This window comes from Polaribacter uvawellassae, assembly GCF_039748955.1.
In the GTDB taxonomy this organism is placed as follows: domain Bacteria; phylum Bacteroidota; class Bacteroidia; order Flavobacteriales; family Flavobacteriaceae; genus Polaribacter; species Polaribacter uvawellassae.
In genome coordinates, this window is sequence record NZ_JBDIZN010000001.1 from 444,307 (window position 1) to 460,573 (window position 16,267).

Below are 16,267 nucleotides of genomic sequence, written 5' to 3' on the forward strand. Positions count from 1 at the left end.
ACAAATCTTCTATAAAGATATTTTTATCAACTATTTTTGCAATACATGAAGGGTACAATTTTTAATATAAATAGCTCAAAAAACTTTAATGAAGTTGCTTTAACTATTTTTAAACATCAGTTTAAGAATAATAAAGTATATCGCTCTTTTTGTGATTTATTATACATTCATCCTTCTGATATTACCGAAATAAAAGACATTCCGTTTTTACCAATTCAGTTTTTTAAATCTCGAAAAATACTTTCTTCTTTAGATAAAATCCAAGAAACTTTTTCAAGTTCAGGAACTACAGGAAGCGTAACAAGTAAACATTTTGTAACCGATATCTCTTTGTATGAAGAAAGTTATTTAAAAGGCTTTCATCATTTTTATGGTGACATAAAAGAATATACAGTTTTGGCATTGTTACCAAATTATTTAGAACGAAAAGGTTCGTCTTTAGTGTATATGGTCAATGATTTGATTGAAAAATCCAATCAACTAGAAAGCGGATTTTACCTTAACAATTTAAAAGAATTATCTGAGACGTTACTTCGCTTAAATCAATCCCAAAAGAAAGTGTTGTTAATTGGTGTTTCTTTTGCCTTGTTAGATTTGATTGATGAATATCAATTCGATTTAAAAAACACTATCGTAATGGAAACTGGCGGAATGAAAGGAAGGCGAAAAGAATTGATTCGTGAGGAATTACACACCATTCTTAAAAACGGATTTGGCGTTTCTCAAATTCATTCCGAATACGGAATGACAGAATTGTTAAGTCAAGCGTACTCTAAAGAAAACGGAGTTTTCGATTGTCCGCCTTGGATGAAAATTTTAACGCGCGATACCGAAGATGCATTAAGCATTCAAGAGCCCAATAAAACAGGCGGAATTAACGTCATTGATTTAGCCAATTACAATTCCTGTTCTTTTATTGCAACGCAAGATTTAGGGAAAGTACACCAAAACGGAAGTTTCGAAATTATTGGACGCTTTGATAATTCTGATATTAGAGGTTGTAATTTGATGGTGTTATAGTAGAAATTAGTTTGTTTCTAAACTTTTTGGCAACTTCGTTAACTGTGCCGATCCAAATCATTGAAACAAATTCATATCAAAATACAGTTAACGAAACTGTAATATTTTTTTCTGTAATTTCCGAACATTTTCATCGACTATTAGCAAAACTAATTTCGATGAAACAATTTATCACACTACTATTTATTACGATTTCAACCACATTTTTTGCCCAACAAGATTATAACACTAAAAAAGATTTTATCGCCGAAGGCTATGATGTTGTAGAGTATTTTAACAACAATGCAGAAAAAGGAAATAAGAAATTTCAAACTACTTTTGATGGTGTAAAGTTTATGTTTTCTACAAAAGAAAATTTAGAAACCTTTAAAAAAGCTCCACAAAAATATACACCACAATACGGCGGATATTGCGCATACGCAATTGGTAAAAACGGAGAAAAAGTTTCTATCAATCCAAAAACATTTGAAATTAGAGACGGAAAATTATATTTGTTTTACAACTCTTGGGGAACAAACACTTTAAAACTTTGGACCAAAGAAGGCGCAGAAGAATTAAAAACATCTGCAGATAAAAACTGGGAAAAGTTAAAAAAGAATTAACGTTTGTCATTCCTGTGGAAAAAGGAATCCCTATAAAGGTTTGTTTAGATTCCTGCTTACGCAGGAATGACATTTAACTCGAAAAAAATACCAAATGTCATTTCGAAATGAGCTTTTTTTAAGCGATTGAGAAACCTTATAAAATAGAAGTATAATTTATGAGATTCCTCTTCGTTACTCTTTTAAAATGAAAGTATTATAATAAATTACTCAACGTTTAATAAAAAATAACTTTTCTTTCCACGTTGTAATAACACATATTTATTTGCAATTAAATCAGTAGAGGTAATTGTATAATCTTCTTTTACCTTTTCTTTATTTACAGAAACAGCATTTTCTTTTAAGGCTCTTCGTGCATCAGAATTAGATGCTAAAAAATTTGTTTTTGCCGCCAAAGCGCCAATCATATCTAATCCATTTTCTACATCTTCTTTGCTAACAGATGCTTGCGGAACTCCTTCAAAAACATCTAAAAAAGTTTGCTCATCTAAGGATTTAATATCATCAGAAGTAGATTTTCCGAATAAAATATTTGAAGCTTTTATAGCATTTTCATACGCTTCTTGTCCGTGCGTCATTACTGTAACTTCTTCTCCAATTTTCTTTTGCAACAAACGCAAATGCGGATTTTCTTTATGCTCTGCAATTAAAACATCAATTTCTTCTTTAGATAAAAAAGTAAATATTTTAATGTATTTCTCAGAATCTTCATCCGAAGAATTTAACCAATATTGGTAAAATTTATAAGGCGATGTTCTTTTTGCATCTAACCAAACATTTCCACCTTCGGTTTTTCCAAATTTTGTTCCGTCTGCTTTTGTAACTAAAGGAACAGTAATTGCGTACGCTTTTCCTTGTGCTTTTCTTCTAATTAATTCTGTTCCGGTTGTAATATTTCCCCATTGATCAGAACCGCCCATTTGCAGTTTACAATTTTTTTCTTTGTATAAATGATAAAAATCGTATCCTTGAAAAAGCTGATATGTAAATTCTGTAAAACTCATTCCTTCTGCAAACTCTCCGTTCAAACGTTTTTTTACAGAATCTTTTGCCATCATGTAATTAACAGTGATGTGTTTTCCAGTATCTCTAACAAAATCAATTAACGAAATATCTTTCATCCAATCGTAATTGTTTACCAATTCTGCCGGGTTTTCAGAAGTATTTTCATCAAAATCTAAATAACGTTCTAAGTTTTCTCTAACTCCAGCAATATTTTTCGCTAAGGTTTTTTCATCCAATAAATTACGTTCTGCAGATTTCCCTGAAGGATCACCAACCATTCCGGTTGCACCACCAACTAAAGCGATAGAAGAGTGCCCAGCTTTTTGAAAATGCATTAAAATAATAATCTGCACTAAGCTACCAATATGTAAAGAATCTGCTGTTGGATCAAAGCCAATATAACCAGCAGTTTTGTTTTTTAATAAATATTCTTCGGTGTCTGGCATGATATCATGTAATAATCCACGCCAACGTAATTCTTCTACAAAATTTGTCATCAGTAATAATTTATGAGAGAGCAAAGATACTTTTATCCTTCAAAAAAAACTATTTTAGCATCTAGGATTTTTAGAATTTAGCAATGATTTTAGTAACAGGAGGCACAGGTTTAGTTGGTTCGCATTTATTATATCAATTAACGGTAAAAAAAGAGAAAATTAAAGCAATTTACAGAACCGAAAAAAGTTTTGAAGTTGTAAAAAGAATCTTTTCTTATTTTACAGATGATGTAGATTCTCACTTTTCTAAAATTGACTGGATACAAGCTGATATTACGGACATTCCATCATTAACCGAAGCTTTTAAAGACGTTTCAATTGTGTATCATGCTGCTGCATTAGTTTCTTTTGATGCCAAAGATTACAGAAAAATGCGTCAAATAAATATTGAAGGAACAGCAAATATTGTAAATAAATGTATTAGCAATTCTGTAAAAAAATTGTGTTATGTAAGTTCTATTGCTGCAATTGGAAATGCTATAAATAACGAAATTGTTACCGAAGAAAACGAATGGAATAAAGAGTCTAATAATAACGGATACGCAATTACAAAACACGGCGCAGAAATGGAAGTTTGGCGCGGAAGTCAAGAAGGAATTGATGTTGTAATTGTAAATCCTGGAGTAATTTTAGGCGCAGGTTTTTGGGATATTAACACCGGACAATTATTTTCTAAAGTAGCTAAAGGCTTTTCTTTTTATTCTGAAGGAGTTACAGGTTTTGTTGGCGTAAAAGATGTTGCAAAAGCAATGATTCAATTAACCCAAAGTTCAGTGAAAAATGAGCAATTTATTTTAGTTGCAGAAAACAATTCATTTCGAGAAATTTTTACGCTAATTGCTAATCAGTTTGGTAAAAAACCGCCAACAATTCGTATTTCAAAAACACTTTCAAAAATATTGAGAAGAGCAGACGCTGTTGTTACTTTTATCACTAGAAAAAAACGTTTAATTACTAAAGAATCTATAAATTCTTTACACGGAAAAACATATTATTCTTCAGAAAAAATTATTGAGAAAATCGGATTTAATTTTAAATCAACAGAAGAGGTAATTGAAGAAGTTTGCGCTATTTATAAAAAAGAAAACATAGCAAAATAAATTATTCTGGTTTGTCTTTTAGGCTTTCTTCTAGCTCAGCTTTTTTTGCAAGTAATTTGTCATTTACAGCTTGATAAATTAACTCATATTCTTCGAGTTTAGAAGTGTAATAAAAGTTGCTACTACCAAATCGAGTACTGTCAATTTTATATTTATTATACACCAAAGGCATATAATTTACCTTGCGATTATTTTGTGTATTCTTTTCATTAAAAGCACTTTTTGCAATAAATAAATCAGTCAATAAAAGCACCATTGTATCCTTCGGAATTAAATCTTTGGGCTTTTCTAAAATGGTGTTACTTGTGCAAGAAGTTACTATAATTCCAATAAAAAAGAATACAATTTTCTTCATAATTATCGATTAAAAACTAAGCGTTCTCCTTTTATTTCTTCGTTAAATTTTCCGTTATCATACATCAAATTACCGTTTACAAAAGTATGTGTAATTGTTGATGAAAATGTAGTTCCTTCAAACGGAGACCAACCACATTTGTATAAAATAGTATCTTTAGAAACGGTGTTTGAAAGCGTAGAATTTACCAAAACTAAATCGGCATAAAAACCTTCTTTTATAAAACCACGTTTTTCAATTTTAAAGATTTTAGCCGGATTATGACTCATTTTTTCTACTGCTTTTTCAATAGAAATTGTTCCGTCTTTTACTTTTTCTAAAATAGCATATAATGCGTGTTGCACTAAAGGTCCACCACTCGGAGCTTTTGTATATACATTATTTTTTTCTTCGATTGTATGTGGCGCATGATCGGTTGCAATAACATCAATTCTGTCATCCAACAACGCTTTCCATAAACCGGCTCTGTCATTTGCCGTTTTTACTGCTGGATTCCATTTTATCAACGTTCCTTTTTCATTATAATCTTCATCAGAGAACCATAAATGATGCACACAAACTTCGGCTGTAATTTGTTTTTCTTCTAAAGGAATATCATTTCTAAATAAATGTGTTTCTTTTTCTGTAGATAAATGAAAAATATGCAATCTTGCTCCGGTTTTTTTAGCCAGTTCAATTGCTCTTGAAGATGATAAATAACACGCTACTTCGCTTCTAATAATTGGATGAAATTTTAACGGAATATCATCGCCATAAATCGCTCTGTAATGTTCTGTATTTTTTTTGATGGTAGCTTCGTCTTCGCAATGAACCGAAATTAACATTTTTGTAGATGAAAATATTTTTTCTAAAACCACTTCATTATCAACCAACATATTTCCTGTTGATGAACCTAAGAATAGTTTTATTCCGGCTACATTTTTAGGATTTGTTTTTAGTAACTCTTCTAAATTATCGTTTGTGCCGCCAAACATAAATGAATAATTTGCATAAGAATCTTGCGAAGCAATTTTAAATTTATCTTCAAGTAATTCTTGCGTTGTAGCTTGCGGAACCGTATTTGGCATTTCTATAAAAGAAGTAATTCCGCCAGCAATTGCTGCTTTACTTTCTGTAGCAATATTTGCTTTATGTGTTAATCCTGGTTCTCTAAAATGCACTTGATCGTCTATAAAACCTGGCAATAAAAAACTGCCATTTGCATCAATAATTTTTGTGTTTTCTGTTGCAGAAATATGTTTAGAAATTTCTTTTATAATGTTATTTTCAATTAGTAAATCGCCTTTAAAAACAACATTTTCATTTACTATTTGAGCATTTTTAATTAACGTTCTATTCATTTTATTTTGGGATTCCTTTTAGTCTTAATTTTAATACGCCAAACAATGCTTCATACACAATTGATCCGCTCATTTTAGATTCTCCTAAAGTTCTATCAGTAAAAATTACAGAAACTTCTTTGATGTTAAACTTGTGTTTCCAAGCTTTAAATTTCATTTCTATTTGAAACGCATAGCCCACAAATCTAATTTTATCAAGTTGAATTTTTTCTAAAACTTTTCTTTTATAACATACAAAACCTGCGGTTGTATCGTGAACTGGAATTCCGGTTATAAAACGCACATATTTAGAGGCAAAATACGAAAGTAAAACACGTTTCATTGGCCAATTCACAACGTTTACACCTTTAGAATATCTAGAGCCAATTGATAAATCTGCGCCGTTTTTAGAACAGGCATTGTATAATCTAATCAGGTCTTTTGGATCGTGAGAAAAATCTGCGTCCATTTCTATAATGTATTCATATTTTTTTTCAATTGCCCACCTAAATCCGTGAATATAAGCAGTTCCAATTCCGTTTTTTTCAGTTCTATTTTCAATAAATAATGTATCAGGAAACTCGTTGATAAGATGTGTAACTATAGCTGAAGTTCCGTCAGGAGAATTATCATCAACCACTAAAATATGAAATGGTTTCTTTTGTTTAAAAATAGCTCTAATTATCGCTTCGATATTTTCTTTTTCGTTGTATGTAGGAATGATTACTAAAGCGTCAGACATTTTTTTACTAATAAAAAATAAGAGTAACAAATATACGCTATTTTATCACTAATTTTGTGTTATATTTTTCATAAAAACAATTTAATGCAAGCTATAGAACGTATAGATTTCTCTAATAATTGGCTAACGCTTGTCTTTATATTAGGCTTACTTTTGTTGGTTGTTTTAAAAACGTTAAATCAACAAAAACTTTTTGAATATTCTAGAGCATTCTTTTTAAAAGGTTTTATTGAGAAAAAAGTAGAAGAACGAGCTTCCTTTTTTAATGGTTTTAATATTATTTTATTTCTGTTTTCTGTTTTAGTGTATGCATTATTATTTACTCTTTCAACAGTATTTTTTTTCCCTGAAACCGAACTTAATATTCAATTATACTTAAAAATAACAGCATTTGTTTTTAGTTATTTTACTGTATTTATTGCGTTAGATTTTAGTTTATGTCATTTGTTAGAAATAAGAACTGAATTAGCGCATCTTATTGCCGCAAAATGGGGATATTCATATAATATTGCTTTATTTCTTTTTCCGATTTTAATATTTACAACATATAGTTTTTTAACCGTTTATGCATTATTAACGGTCTTTGTTATCTTATTTACATTAAGTATTGTACTAACTTTTATAAATAACAAAAACTTGATTATTAATAAGTTGTTTTATTTTATTTTGTACCTTTGCGCACTTGAAATAGCACCGTTGTTAATTATTTATAAAATAACTGTTTAATAAAAAAGGAGATATATGAAAGTGAAAACAATATTGGTGTCGCAACCAGCTCCAAAAACGGAAACTTCACCTTATTTTGACTTGTCTGAAAAACAGAAAGTAAAGGTTGATTTTAGATCTTTTATTCACGTAGAAGGTGTAGAAGTAAAAGACGTTAGGGCTCAAAAAATTGATTTAAATCAACACACTGCAATTATACTGACTAGTAGAAATGCTGTAGATAATTTTTTTAGAGTTGCAGAAGAAATGCGTTTTAAAGTTCCAGATTCTATGAAATATTTTTGTCAGTCTGAAGCTGTTGCTTATTATTTACAAAAATATGTTGTGTACAGAAAACGTAAAATTTATGTAGGAAACAGAACTTTTCCAGAATTATGTAAATTGATTAAAAAGCACAAAGACGAAAAATTCTTATTACCAGCTTCTGATAAATTAAAAGATTTAATTCCTGAAGAATTAAATGCTTTAGGTGTAAATTGGAAACCTGCTACTTTATATAAAACTGTAGTAAGTGATTTATCTGATTTAGAAGATGTGTTTTACGATATTTTAGTGTTTTTTAGTCCATCTGGAATAGATTCTTTATTTCAGAATTTCCCAGATTTTAAACAGAACAATACACGCATTGCTGCTTTTGGAAACTCAACAATTAAAGCGGTAACTGATGCTGGTTTAAAGTGTGATATTATGGCGCCCGCACCAGAAACACCATCAATGACGATGGCATTAGAAAAGTACATTAAAGAAGTAAATAAAAAATAGGTTTCGACCGTGCTCAACCTGACAAATTTGGTTTGAGCATATAATATAAGTTGATAAAAACCGAGCAGAAATGTTCGGTTTTTTTATGCAAACAATGTTGCAAATGCTTCTTCAACTTTTCCAACAAGAATCAATTGAATTTTACGATTCTTAGTTGTTATTTTATTGTATTTTGATGCAACAAACTTTGTGTAGCCCAATTTTTCTGCTTCGCTAATACGCTGATCTATTTTAGAAACTGGTCTTATTTCTCCTGCCAAACCAACTTCTGCCGCAAAACAAACTTGTGGCGAAATTGCAATGTCTTCATTTGATGATAAAATAGAAGCAACAACTGCCAAATCTATTGCCGGATCATCAACATTAATTCCGCCAGTAACATTTAAAAATACATCTTTTGCTCCTAATTTAAATCCAGCTCTTTTTTCTAAAACAGCCAAAATCATGTGTAATCTTTTTAAATTATAACCAGTTGTAGAGCGTTGCGGAGTTCCATAAACTGCAGTACTAACTAATGCTTGAATTTCTATCATTAAAGGACGAATTCCTTCTAATGTTGATGCAATTGCGGTTCCGCTTAAATCAGCATCTTTTTTAGAAATTAATATTTCAGACGGATTTGAAATTTCACGTAATCCATCAGATAACATTTCGTAAATTCCTAATTCTGCTGTAGAGCCAAAGCGATTTTTTTGTGCTCTTAATATTCTGTACGTATGATTTCTATCGCCTTCAAATTGTAAAACAACATCAACCATGTGTTCTAAAATTTTTGGTCCAGCAATTTGTCCTTCTTTGTTGATGTGACCAATTAATAAAACTGGAGTTGCAGTTTCTTTAGCAAATTTTATCAATTCTGCTGTAGTTTCTCTAATCTGAGAAATGCTTCCGGGAGTTGCATCGATAGATTCTGTGTGTAAAGTTTGAATAGAATCTATGATTAAAAATTCGGGTTGAATTTCTTCTATATTTTTAAAAATTTGTTGTGTGTTGGTTTCGGTTAAGATTAAACAGTTAGATGTTGAAGCGTCAATTCTTTCGGCTCTCATTTTAATTTGAGACTGACTTTCTTCACCAGAAACGTACAATACTTTTTGAGAAATTGACAAAGCAACTTGTAACAATAAAGTTGATTTTCCAATTCCGGGTTCACCTCCTAAAAGCGTTACAGAACCTTTTACCAAACCGCCGCCCAAAACCGTATCTAATTCGTTGTTGTTGGTTTTTATTCGCTCTTCTGAATTTAGTTGAATCTCATCAATTCGTAATGGTTTTGCCTTTTGTTTTAAAGAAGTAGATTGTTTCCAATTTCTTTTATCTTCTTTCTGAATAACTTCTTCAACAATCGTATTCCATTCGTTACAAGTTGAACATTGTCCTGTCCATTTTGGAGTTTGTGCTCCACAGTTTTGACAAAAAAAAGAAGTTTTTACTTTAGCCATTTAAAAAGAGTTTCAAAGTTGTAAAGTTACAAAGTTTATGGGTGATAACTAATTTGTTTTTTATGAGATTCCTTCGTAAACTCACAAAGGCAAGTGAATTTTTATCCAATTACTTATTTTTATTATAGATAGGAAGCACTAAAAAAGAGAGTCCTCCAAAAATGATAATCATAGCAGTTTGCGCTGTCCACATAATCCAACCAAAAGCAGTAGCAGGTTCTTCAGAAATACCAAATAAAGCCAAAGCTCCAGCTACAGCAACAGGATATAAACCGATTCCGCCATTTGTTGCAGCAATACTAAATGCGCCAGCAATAAAACCAATTAAAACACCACCAATAGGTACGTTTAAACCTTCAATTGCAGGAATTGTAGCCCAAAACATTGCAACATACATTGCCCAAATAAACACCGTATGAAATATAAATGCCCATTTGTTTTTCATTTTAAAAATGCTTGTAACACCTTCAATCAAACCAGAAACAAAGGTTTTAATTTTAAGTAGAAATCCTTTTTTTGCATTTTTTACAAAGGATGTAAAAACGATGAACCCAATAATTAAAAGAGCAACTAAAAGGATGATTTTTGTTGGATCAAAATTTTTGGTAAGCAAATCGTAAATAAAATCGAATTGGACAAAAAGAGTAATTAAAATGATAATTAACATCATAATTAAATCAGCAATTCGTTCTGCTACAATAGTTCCAAAACCTTTTTCAAACGGAACGTTTTCGTAATTTGTTAATACTGCAGCTCTAGAAACTTCTCCGGCTCTTGGGATTGCTAAATTGACTAAATATCCAACTAAAACAGCTAATATGCTATTTCCTAATTTAGGATTATATCCAATAGGTTCTAACATAAATCGCCAACGATAAGCTCTAGATAAATGACTTAGAATTCCGAATAATAATCCTAAACCAATCCACCAATAATTAGCATTCTTAAAATAAGAAACTAATGTTGCAATTGAAATATTTGATAAAGAATACCACACTAAAAATCCTCCTAAAACAAGAGGTAATATAATTTTTAGTATTTTCTTTAGTGATTTGTTCAAGCTTAGTTAAGTGTATTTGTTTTTTCGTTTGGGAAAACCAAAGATGGTTTAAATTCTTTAGCTTCTTCAAAATTCAAAAGCGCATAAGTAATTAAAATAAGTACATCGCCAACTGCAACTCTTCTTGCAGCAGCTCCGTTTAGCGTAATTTCTCCGCTTCCTCTTTTACCAGGAATGGCATAGGTTTCTAATCGTTCGCCATTATTGTTGTTAACAATTTGCACTTTTTCTCCTTCAATTATATTGGCAGCTTCCATTAAATCTAAATCAATGGTAATACTTCCTATATAATTTAAATCTGCACCCGTTACTTTAACTCGGTGAATTTTAGATTTTACTACTTGCACTAACATGCGGCAAAAATAAAACTTTTAAATGTAATTGTATCTTAAAAAAAACAAAAAGGGAAAAGGTGATTTTTCTTTATAAAGAAATGTTGTCGATTAATCGAATTCCGCCAATATTAACAGCTATAAACGCTCTGTTTTTTTTGTCAAAATTAATTTTTGAGACCTCCATTAATGTATTTTCTTCTGCAATTGTAAAATATTCTAACTCCAATGAAGTTGTGGCGAATTCACTTTCTACAAAAGCATAGATATCTTTTATCGATTTAGTTTTAGCAAAACCGACTACTTTTTTTAAGGTTTGATAGATAAAAGGAGCTTCATTTCTTTGTTCTTTAGAAAGGCGAATGTTTCTAGAACTCATTGCTAAACCGTCGTTTTCTCTATAAATTGGGCATCCAATAACTTTTACAGGAATATTTTCTTTTTCTGCTAGTTTTTTTACAACTTGTAATTGCTGAAAATCTTTTTCACCAAAATATGCATTATTTGGTTTTATGATTTCAAAAAATGCTTGTACAATTGTTGCGACGCCATCAAAATGTCCTTTTCTAAACTTTCCTTCCATTTGATTTTCAATTCCGTCAAAAGAATAGGATTTAGAAACCACAGTTTGTGCGTAAATTTCTTCAACAGTTGGAATAAAAACAACATCACAATCAATATTTTCTAGTAATTCTAAATCTTTATCCAGCGTTTTTGGATATTTTTTTAAATCATCAGTATTGTTAAACTGAGTAGGATTTACAAAAATGCTTACAACAGTATAATCGTTATTTTCTTTAGATTCTTCTACCAAAGATTGGTGCCCTTTATGCAATGCACCCATTGTTGGGACAAAACCAATTTGCTTGTTTTTTTCTTTAAGTAAAGATAAACAATGAATTAAAGCGCTCTTTTTTTTAAAAATTTGCATAAACCGTACTTGTAAAATGTGTGCAAACTTAGCATTTTAACATGAAATTAGCATAAAAAAGTGTATTTTTGCACTTCTTATAAAGGGATAGATTTAAATGAAAGATAAGAGAATATTATACGTTTCCTCTGAAGTAGTACCATATTTGCCAGAAACAGAAATGGCATCAACAGCATTTAATGCTGCCAGAAATGCACATTCTAATGGTGTTCAGACACGAATTTTTATGCCAAGATTTGGTGTTATTAACGAAAGAAGACATCAATTACACGAAGTAATTAGATTATCAGGAATGAATTTGATTATTAATGACATGGATATGCCATTAATAATTAAAGTTGCATCAATTCCGAAAGAAAGAATGCAAGTTTATTTTATTGATAACGAAGAATATTTTAAGCGTAAAGCAATCTTTACAGATGAAGATGATCAGTTATTTGAGGATAATGACGAAAGAGCAATCTTTTTTGCAAAAGGAGTTATAGAAACTGTAAAAAAATTAAATTGGGCGCCAGACATTATTCATATTCATGGATGGTTAGCTTCTTTATTGCCGTTATATTTAAAAGAATTTTACAAAGAAGAACCGTTGTTTACAGAAAGTAAAATTGTAACCTCTATTTACAATAATGATTTTGAAGGAACGTTAAATGCATCATTAGCAGATAAAATTAAATTTGATAAAATTGATGCAAGTAAAGTTGTTGGATTAAAAACACCTAACCATACAAACATCCTTAAGAGCGCAATAGAAAATTCTGATGCAGTAATTAAGGGAAGCGAAAGTATTTCTGATGAATTAACTAGTTTTATTGAAAATAACAATAAACCAGTATTAGACTATCAAACAGAAGAAAACCTAACCGAAGCTTATTTAAATTTTTATGCTAACGAAGTTTTAGCAAAATAACCCATTATTTTAAAGGAAGAATGATTAAAAAGAGTGCATATATTAGCGTGTTTATATTGTTTATAACAATGGTAGTTTCTTGTGAAAAAGATTTTCAAGACATTGCAACTTCAGTAGTAAGTAACACCAAGTTTGAAACTAAAGATACAATTATAGACATTGTAATAACAAACAAACAAATTACAAGTGTTAGAGCAGATGGTTTAACTATTGGAGGATCACTTAGTCAATACCTTCTAGGTGTTTATAATAATCCAAATTACGAAAAAATTGAAGCATCAATTGTGTCTCAATTAGCACTAGATGAGGGAATTAAATTTAAAAACAATGCCGAAAGAGTGTACGGAAATGATACAACTGTTGTAACAACAATAGATACTGTGTTTTTAAAATTACCCTATCAAGCAACTTTAAAGACAGGAACAACATCAGAATATATTTTAGATTCAATTATTGGAGATCAAACAAAACCTTTTACTCTTAATTTGTATAGAACAGATACTTATATGAGTCGTTTAGACCCGGTTGATCCATCAAAAGCAAGTAATTTTCAATCAGACAGAACATACCAACTTCTTCCAGGAGAATTAAATGCTCAAGTAAATTACCCATTTATACCAAATGCAACAGACACATTAATGGTATTTAAAAGAAGGTTGAGTAACGGAACTGTTTATAAAACAGATACACTTAGGTTATCAAATAATAATCCTTTTGCTAGAGTTACTTTAGATGAAGCTAAAATAAAACAGATTTTTGTAGACGAATATGAAACTCCTAAATTTGAAACTCAAGATGCATTAGAACAATACTTTAAAGGACTTTATATTCAAGCAAGTGGAAACGAAGGTTCTTTAATTTCATTTAAAATAAATGAACCAAATCTTAGTTTAAGACCTTCAATTGAGGTTAGATATACTAAAACAGTGTTAAAAGGCGGAACAATCGTTTTAGATACTATAGAAAAATCAAATTCATTTTTGCTTTCTAATTTTAGCACAAGTGTTTATAAAATGAATGAAAAAGCATATCCAAATAATGGAAATATTGTTTTACAAGGAACAGCAGGAAATATGGCTCAAGTAGAATTACTTGCTGCAAACGAATTGACTGCTTTGAGAAATAAAAATTGGCTAATTAATGATGCAGCTTTAAACTTTTTTGTCAATCAAAATATTGTAGGAACAGATACAATTGTAACTCCTTATAGGTTGTTTTTGTATAAAGATGGTAGCCCAAAATCTCAAATTAAAGATGTAGTTACTGAAGGAGTAGAATCTTTTGGTGGAAAGCTGGTTATAAATAATGATAAACCAGATTATTATACTTTTAAAATTACAGATTATATTTCTGATTTATTAAGTGGAGAATCAAATTATAATCCAAATTTAGGACTTAAAGTGTATAATTCCTCTGATTTTCCGACTACAGCTACAGATACTTTAATTACAAATTATAGTTGGAATCCAAAAGTGGTTACGCTATTAAATCATTCAAATGTAAATGGAGCAAGAAAAGCTCAATTAAAAATATCATACTCAATTAAAAAATAAAGCATTGCTATGTGTGGAATTACAGGTTATATAGGCTATAGAGAGGCATATCCAATTGTTGTTAATGGATTACAAAGATTAGAATACAGAGGTTATGATAGTGCCGGTATTATGATGTTTGACGGAGAAAATATTCACGTTTCTAAAACAAAAGGAAAAGTTGCTGACTTAAAACAAATAACGGATGAAAATCCAGATACAAAAAAAGGAAATATTGGAATTGGTCATACAAGATGGGCAACTCATGGTGTTCCTAACGATGTAAATTCTCATCCACATACATCAATGTCTGGTGAGCTTGTAATTGTTCATAATGGAATTATAGAAAATTATGATACCATAAAGAAAGAATTATTAGACCGAGGTTATACTTTTAAAAGCGACACAGATACCGAAGTTTTAGTAAACTTAATAGAAGAAGTAAAAAAACAAGAAGGATGTAAATTAGGGAAAGCAGTTCAGTTAGCATTAACACAAGTAATTGGTGCATATGCAATTGCTGTATTTGATAAAACAAAAACAAATGAAATTGTTGTAGCTCGTTTAGGGAGCCCAATTGCAATTGGAGTAGGAAAAGACAACAAAGAGTTTTTTATAGCATCAGACGCATCGCCTTTTTTAGAATATACTAAAGACGCTATTTATTTAGAAGACGAACAACTAGCAATTATAAAACTTGATAAAGGAATTAAAGTTCGCAAAATTCATGATGATTCTATAGCAGTTGCTAAAATTCATGAATTAAAAATGAGTTTAGAACAGATAGAAAAAGGTGGTTACGACCACTTTATGTTAAAAGAAATTCATGAGCAGCCTAAAGCAATTATCGATACGTACCGTGGTAGAATGCTTCCAGATGAAGGAATTATTAGAATGGCTGGTGTTGATGATAATATTGAAAGATTTTTAAATGCTAATAGAATTATTATTGTTGCTTGTGGTACATCTTGGCACGCAGGTTTAGTTGCAGAATATTTATTTGAAGATCTAGCAAGAATTCCTGTTGAGGTTGAATATGCTTCTGAGTTTAGATATAGAAACCCAATTATTACTGAAAAAGATGTTGTTATTGCAATTTCACAATCAGGAGAAACAGCAGACACTTTAGCAGCAATTAAATTGGCAAAAGAAAAAGGAGCTTTTGTTTTTGGTGTTTGTAATGTTGTAGGTTCATCAATTGCTAGAGAAACACATGCAGGAGCTTATACGCACGCAGGACCAGAAATTGGAGTTGCATCTACAAAAGCATTTACAACACAAATTACGGTGTTGTCTTTAATCGCTTTAAAATTAGGGAAAGCGAAAGGAGCAATTTCTAATTCAGCTTTTCATTCATATTTACAAACCTTACAATTAATTCCTGGTAAAGTAGAAGAGTTATTAAAAATAGATGATCAAGTAAAACATATTGCATCTGTATATAAAGATGCAAAAAACTGCTTGTACTTAGGAAGAGGTTTTAACTTTCCTGTTGCTTTAGAAGGCGCATTAAAACTGAAAGAAATATCTTACATCCATGCAGAAGGTTATCCGGCAGCAGAAATGAAACATGGTCCAATTGCATTGATTGATGAAAATATGCCAATTTTTGTAATTGCAACTAGCAAAGGACATTACGAAAAAGTTGTAAGTAATATTCAAGAAATTAAATCGAGAGCAGGAAAAATTATTGCTGTTGTAACTCAAGGTGATACAACGGTAAAAGAAATTGCAGATCATGTAATTGAAATTCCTGATACAGAAGAGGCATTTACACCTTTATTAACAACAATTCCGTTACAATTATTATCGTATCATATTGCGGTACTATTAGGTAGAAACGTTGATCAACCAAGAAATTTAGCAAAATCAGTTACTGTAGAGTAATTTATTTTTAGAAAAAATTATATTAAAAATCCAGCTAATTAGCTG

16 protein-coding genes are annotated in these 16,267 nt (G+C 30.4%); 8 read left to right on the forward strand and 8 right to left on the reverse strand.

Going from position 1 to position 16,267, the window contains the following annotated elements; translation table 11 throughout:
* Positions 1 to 45: 45 nt before the first annotated feature.
* Both ABDX67_RS02090 and ABDX67_RS02095 read left to right on the forward strand, forming a co-directional pair.
* A complete protein-coding gene (locus ABDX67_RS02090; protein ID WP_347173192.1) occupies positions 46 to 1,020 on the forward strand; it encodes a LuxE/PaaK family acyltransferase in 975 nt (324 codons plus the stop codon).
* 158 nt (positions 1,021 to 1,178) lie between these two features.
* On the forward strand, positions 1,179 to 1,622 hold the full coding sequence (locus tag ABDX67_RS02095; protein ID WP_347173193.1) for a YHS domain-containing (seleno)protein: 444 nt from the start codon (positions 1,179 to 1,181) through the stop codon (positions 1,620 to 1,622).
* Positions 1,623 to 1,828: 206 nt separating this feature from the next.
* Here ABDX67_RS02095 and tyrS read toward each other — a convergent pair whose 3' ends face one another.
* Positions 1,829 to 3,124 carry a tyrosine--tRNA ligase gene (gene tyrS, locus ABDX67_RS02100; protein ID WP_347173194.1) on the reverse strand — a complete coding sequence of 432 codons (1,296 nt, stop codon included), beginning with the start codon at positions 3,122 to 3,124 and terminating at the stop codon, positions 1,829 to 1,831.
* 83 nt (positions 3,125 to 3,207) lie between these two features.
* Here tyrS and ABDX67_RS02105 point away from each other — a divergent pair, with 83 nt between their 5' ends.
* Complete coding sequence (locus ABDX67_RS02105; protein ID WP_347173196.1) at positions 3,208 to 4,224, forward strand: SDR family oxidoreductase; 1,017 nt, start codon at positions 3,208 to 3,210, stop codon at positions 4,222 to 4,224.
* Between the two features lies 1 nt (position 4,225).
* Here ABDX67_RS02105 and ABDX67_RS02110 read toward each other — a convergent pair whose 3' ends face one another.
* From ABDX67_RS02110 to ABDX67_RS02120, 3 genes are read right to left on the reverse strand one after another with little or no spacing between them, the layout of a single operon-like run.
* Positions 4,226 to 4,579: a DUF4296 domain-containing protein gene (locus ABDX67_RS02110; protein WP_347173197.1), complete on the reverse strand. Its 354-nt coding sequence runs from the start codon at positions 4,577 to 4,579 to the stop codon at positions 4,226 to 4,228.
* Between the two features lie 2 nt (positions 4,580 to 4,581).
* The gene (locus tag ABDX67_RS02115; RefSeq protein WP_347173198.1) at positions 4,582 to 5,919 is read right to left on the reverse strand and encodes a dihydroorotase; all 1,338 of its coding nucleotides are present in this window, start codon (positions 5,917 to 5,919) and stop codon (positions 4,582 to 4,584) included.
* A 1-nt stretch (position 5,920) separates the two neighbouring features.
* Positions 5,921 to 6,640 carry a polyprenol monophosphomannose synthase gene (locus ABDX67_RS02120; protein WP_347173199.1) on the reverse strand — a complete coding sequence of 240 codons (720 nt, stop codon included), beginning with the start codon at positions 6,638 to 6,640 and terminating at the stop codon, positions 5,921 to 5,923.
* An 84-nt stretch (positions 6,641 to 6,724) separates the two neighbouring features.
* Between ABDX67_RS02120 and ABDX67_RS02125 the strand changes: the two genes are divergently transcribed.
* Positions 6,725 to 7,366, forward strand: a complete 642-nt coding sequence (locus ABDX67_RS02125) for a DUF4271 domain-containing protein (RefSeq protein WP_347173200.1) — start codon at positions 6,725 to 6,727, stop codon at positions 7,364 to 7,366.
* A gap of 15 nt (positions 7,367 to 7,381) precedes the next feature.
* Positions 7,382 to 8,128, forward strand: coding sequence for a uroporphyrinogen-III synthase (locus ABDX67_RS02130; RefSeq protein ID WP_347173201.1), 747 nt, complete (start codon positions 7,382 to 7,384; stop codon positions 8,126 to 8,128).
* A gap of 83 nt (positions 8,129 to 8,211) precedes the next feature.
* On the opposite strand, the gene radA is transcribed toward ABDX67_RS02130, so the two are convergent.
* From radA to panC, 4 genes are all read right to left on the reverse strand, one after another.
* Positions 8,212 to 9,570 (reverse strand): DNA repair protein RadA, encoded by a 1,359-nt coding sequence (radA, locus tag ABDX67_RS02135; protein ID WP_347173202.1) that lies wholly within the window; start codon positions 9,568 to 9,570, stop codon positions 8,212 to 8,214.
* 109 nt (positions 9,571 to 9,679) lie between these two features.
* On the reverse strand, positions 9,680 to 10,630 hold the full coding sequence (locus tag ABDX67_RS02140; protein ID WP_347173203.1) for a lysylphosphatidylglycerol synthase transmembrane domain-containing protein: 951 nt from the start codon (positions 10,628 to 10,630) through the stop codon (positions 9,680 to 9,682).
* Positions 10,631 to 10,632: 2 nt separating this feature from the next.
* Positions 10,633 to 10,983, reverse strand: coding sequence for an aspartate 1-decarboxylase (gene panD / locus ABDX67_RS02145; protein WP_347173204.1), 351 nt, complete (start codon positions 10,981 to 10,983; stop codon positions 10,633 to 10,635).
* Positions 10,984 to 11,053: 70 nt separating this feature from the next.
* Positions 11,054 to 11,893, reverse strand: a complete 840-nt coding sequence (panC, locus tag ABDX67_RS02150; RefSeq protein ID WP_347173205.1) for a pantoate--beta-alanine ligase — start codon at positions 11,891 to 11,893, stop codon at positions 11,054 to 11,056.
* A 97-nt stretch (positions 11,894 to 11,990) separates the two neighbouring features.
* Between panC and ABDX67_RS02155 the strand changes: the two genes are divergently transcribed.
* The 3 genes from ABDX67_RS02155 (at position 11,991) to glmS (ending at position 16,222) form a co-directional block, all read left to right on the forward strand.
* On the forward strand, positions 11,991 to 12,803 hold the full coding sequence (locus tag ABDX67_RS02155; RefSeq protein ID WP_347173206.1) for a glycogen/starch synthase: 813 nt from the start codon (positions 11,991 to 11,993) through the stop codon (positions 12,801 to 12,803).
* A 68-nt stretch (positions 12,804 to 12,871) separates the two neighbouring features.
* Positions 12,872 to 14,356 carry a DUF4270 family protein gene (locus tag ABDX67_RS02160; RefSeq protein ID WP_347173207.1) on the forward strand — a complete coding sequence of 495 codons (1,485 nt, stop codon included), beginning with the start codon at positions 12,872 to 12,874 and terminating at the stop codon, positions 14,354 to 14,356.
* Between the two features lie 9 nt (positions 14,357 to 14,365).
* Positions 14,366 to 16,222 carry a glutamine--fructose-6-phosphate transaminase (isomerizing) gene (gene glmS, locus ABDX67_RS02165; protein WP_347173208.1) on the forward strand — a complete coding sequence of 619 codons (1,857 nt, stop codon included), beginning with the start codon at positions 14,366 to 14,368 and terminating at the stop codon, positions 16,220 to 16,222.
* Positions 16,223 to 16,267: the final 45 nt, after the last annotated feature.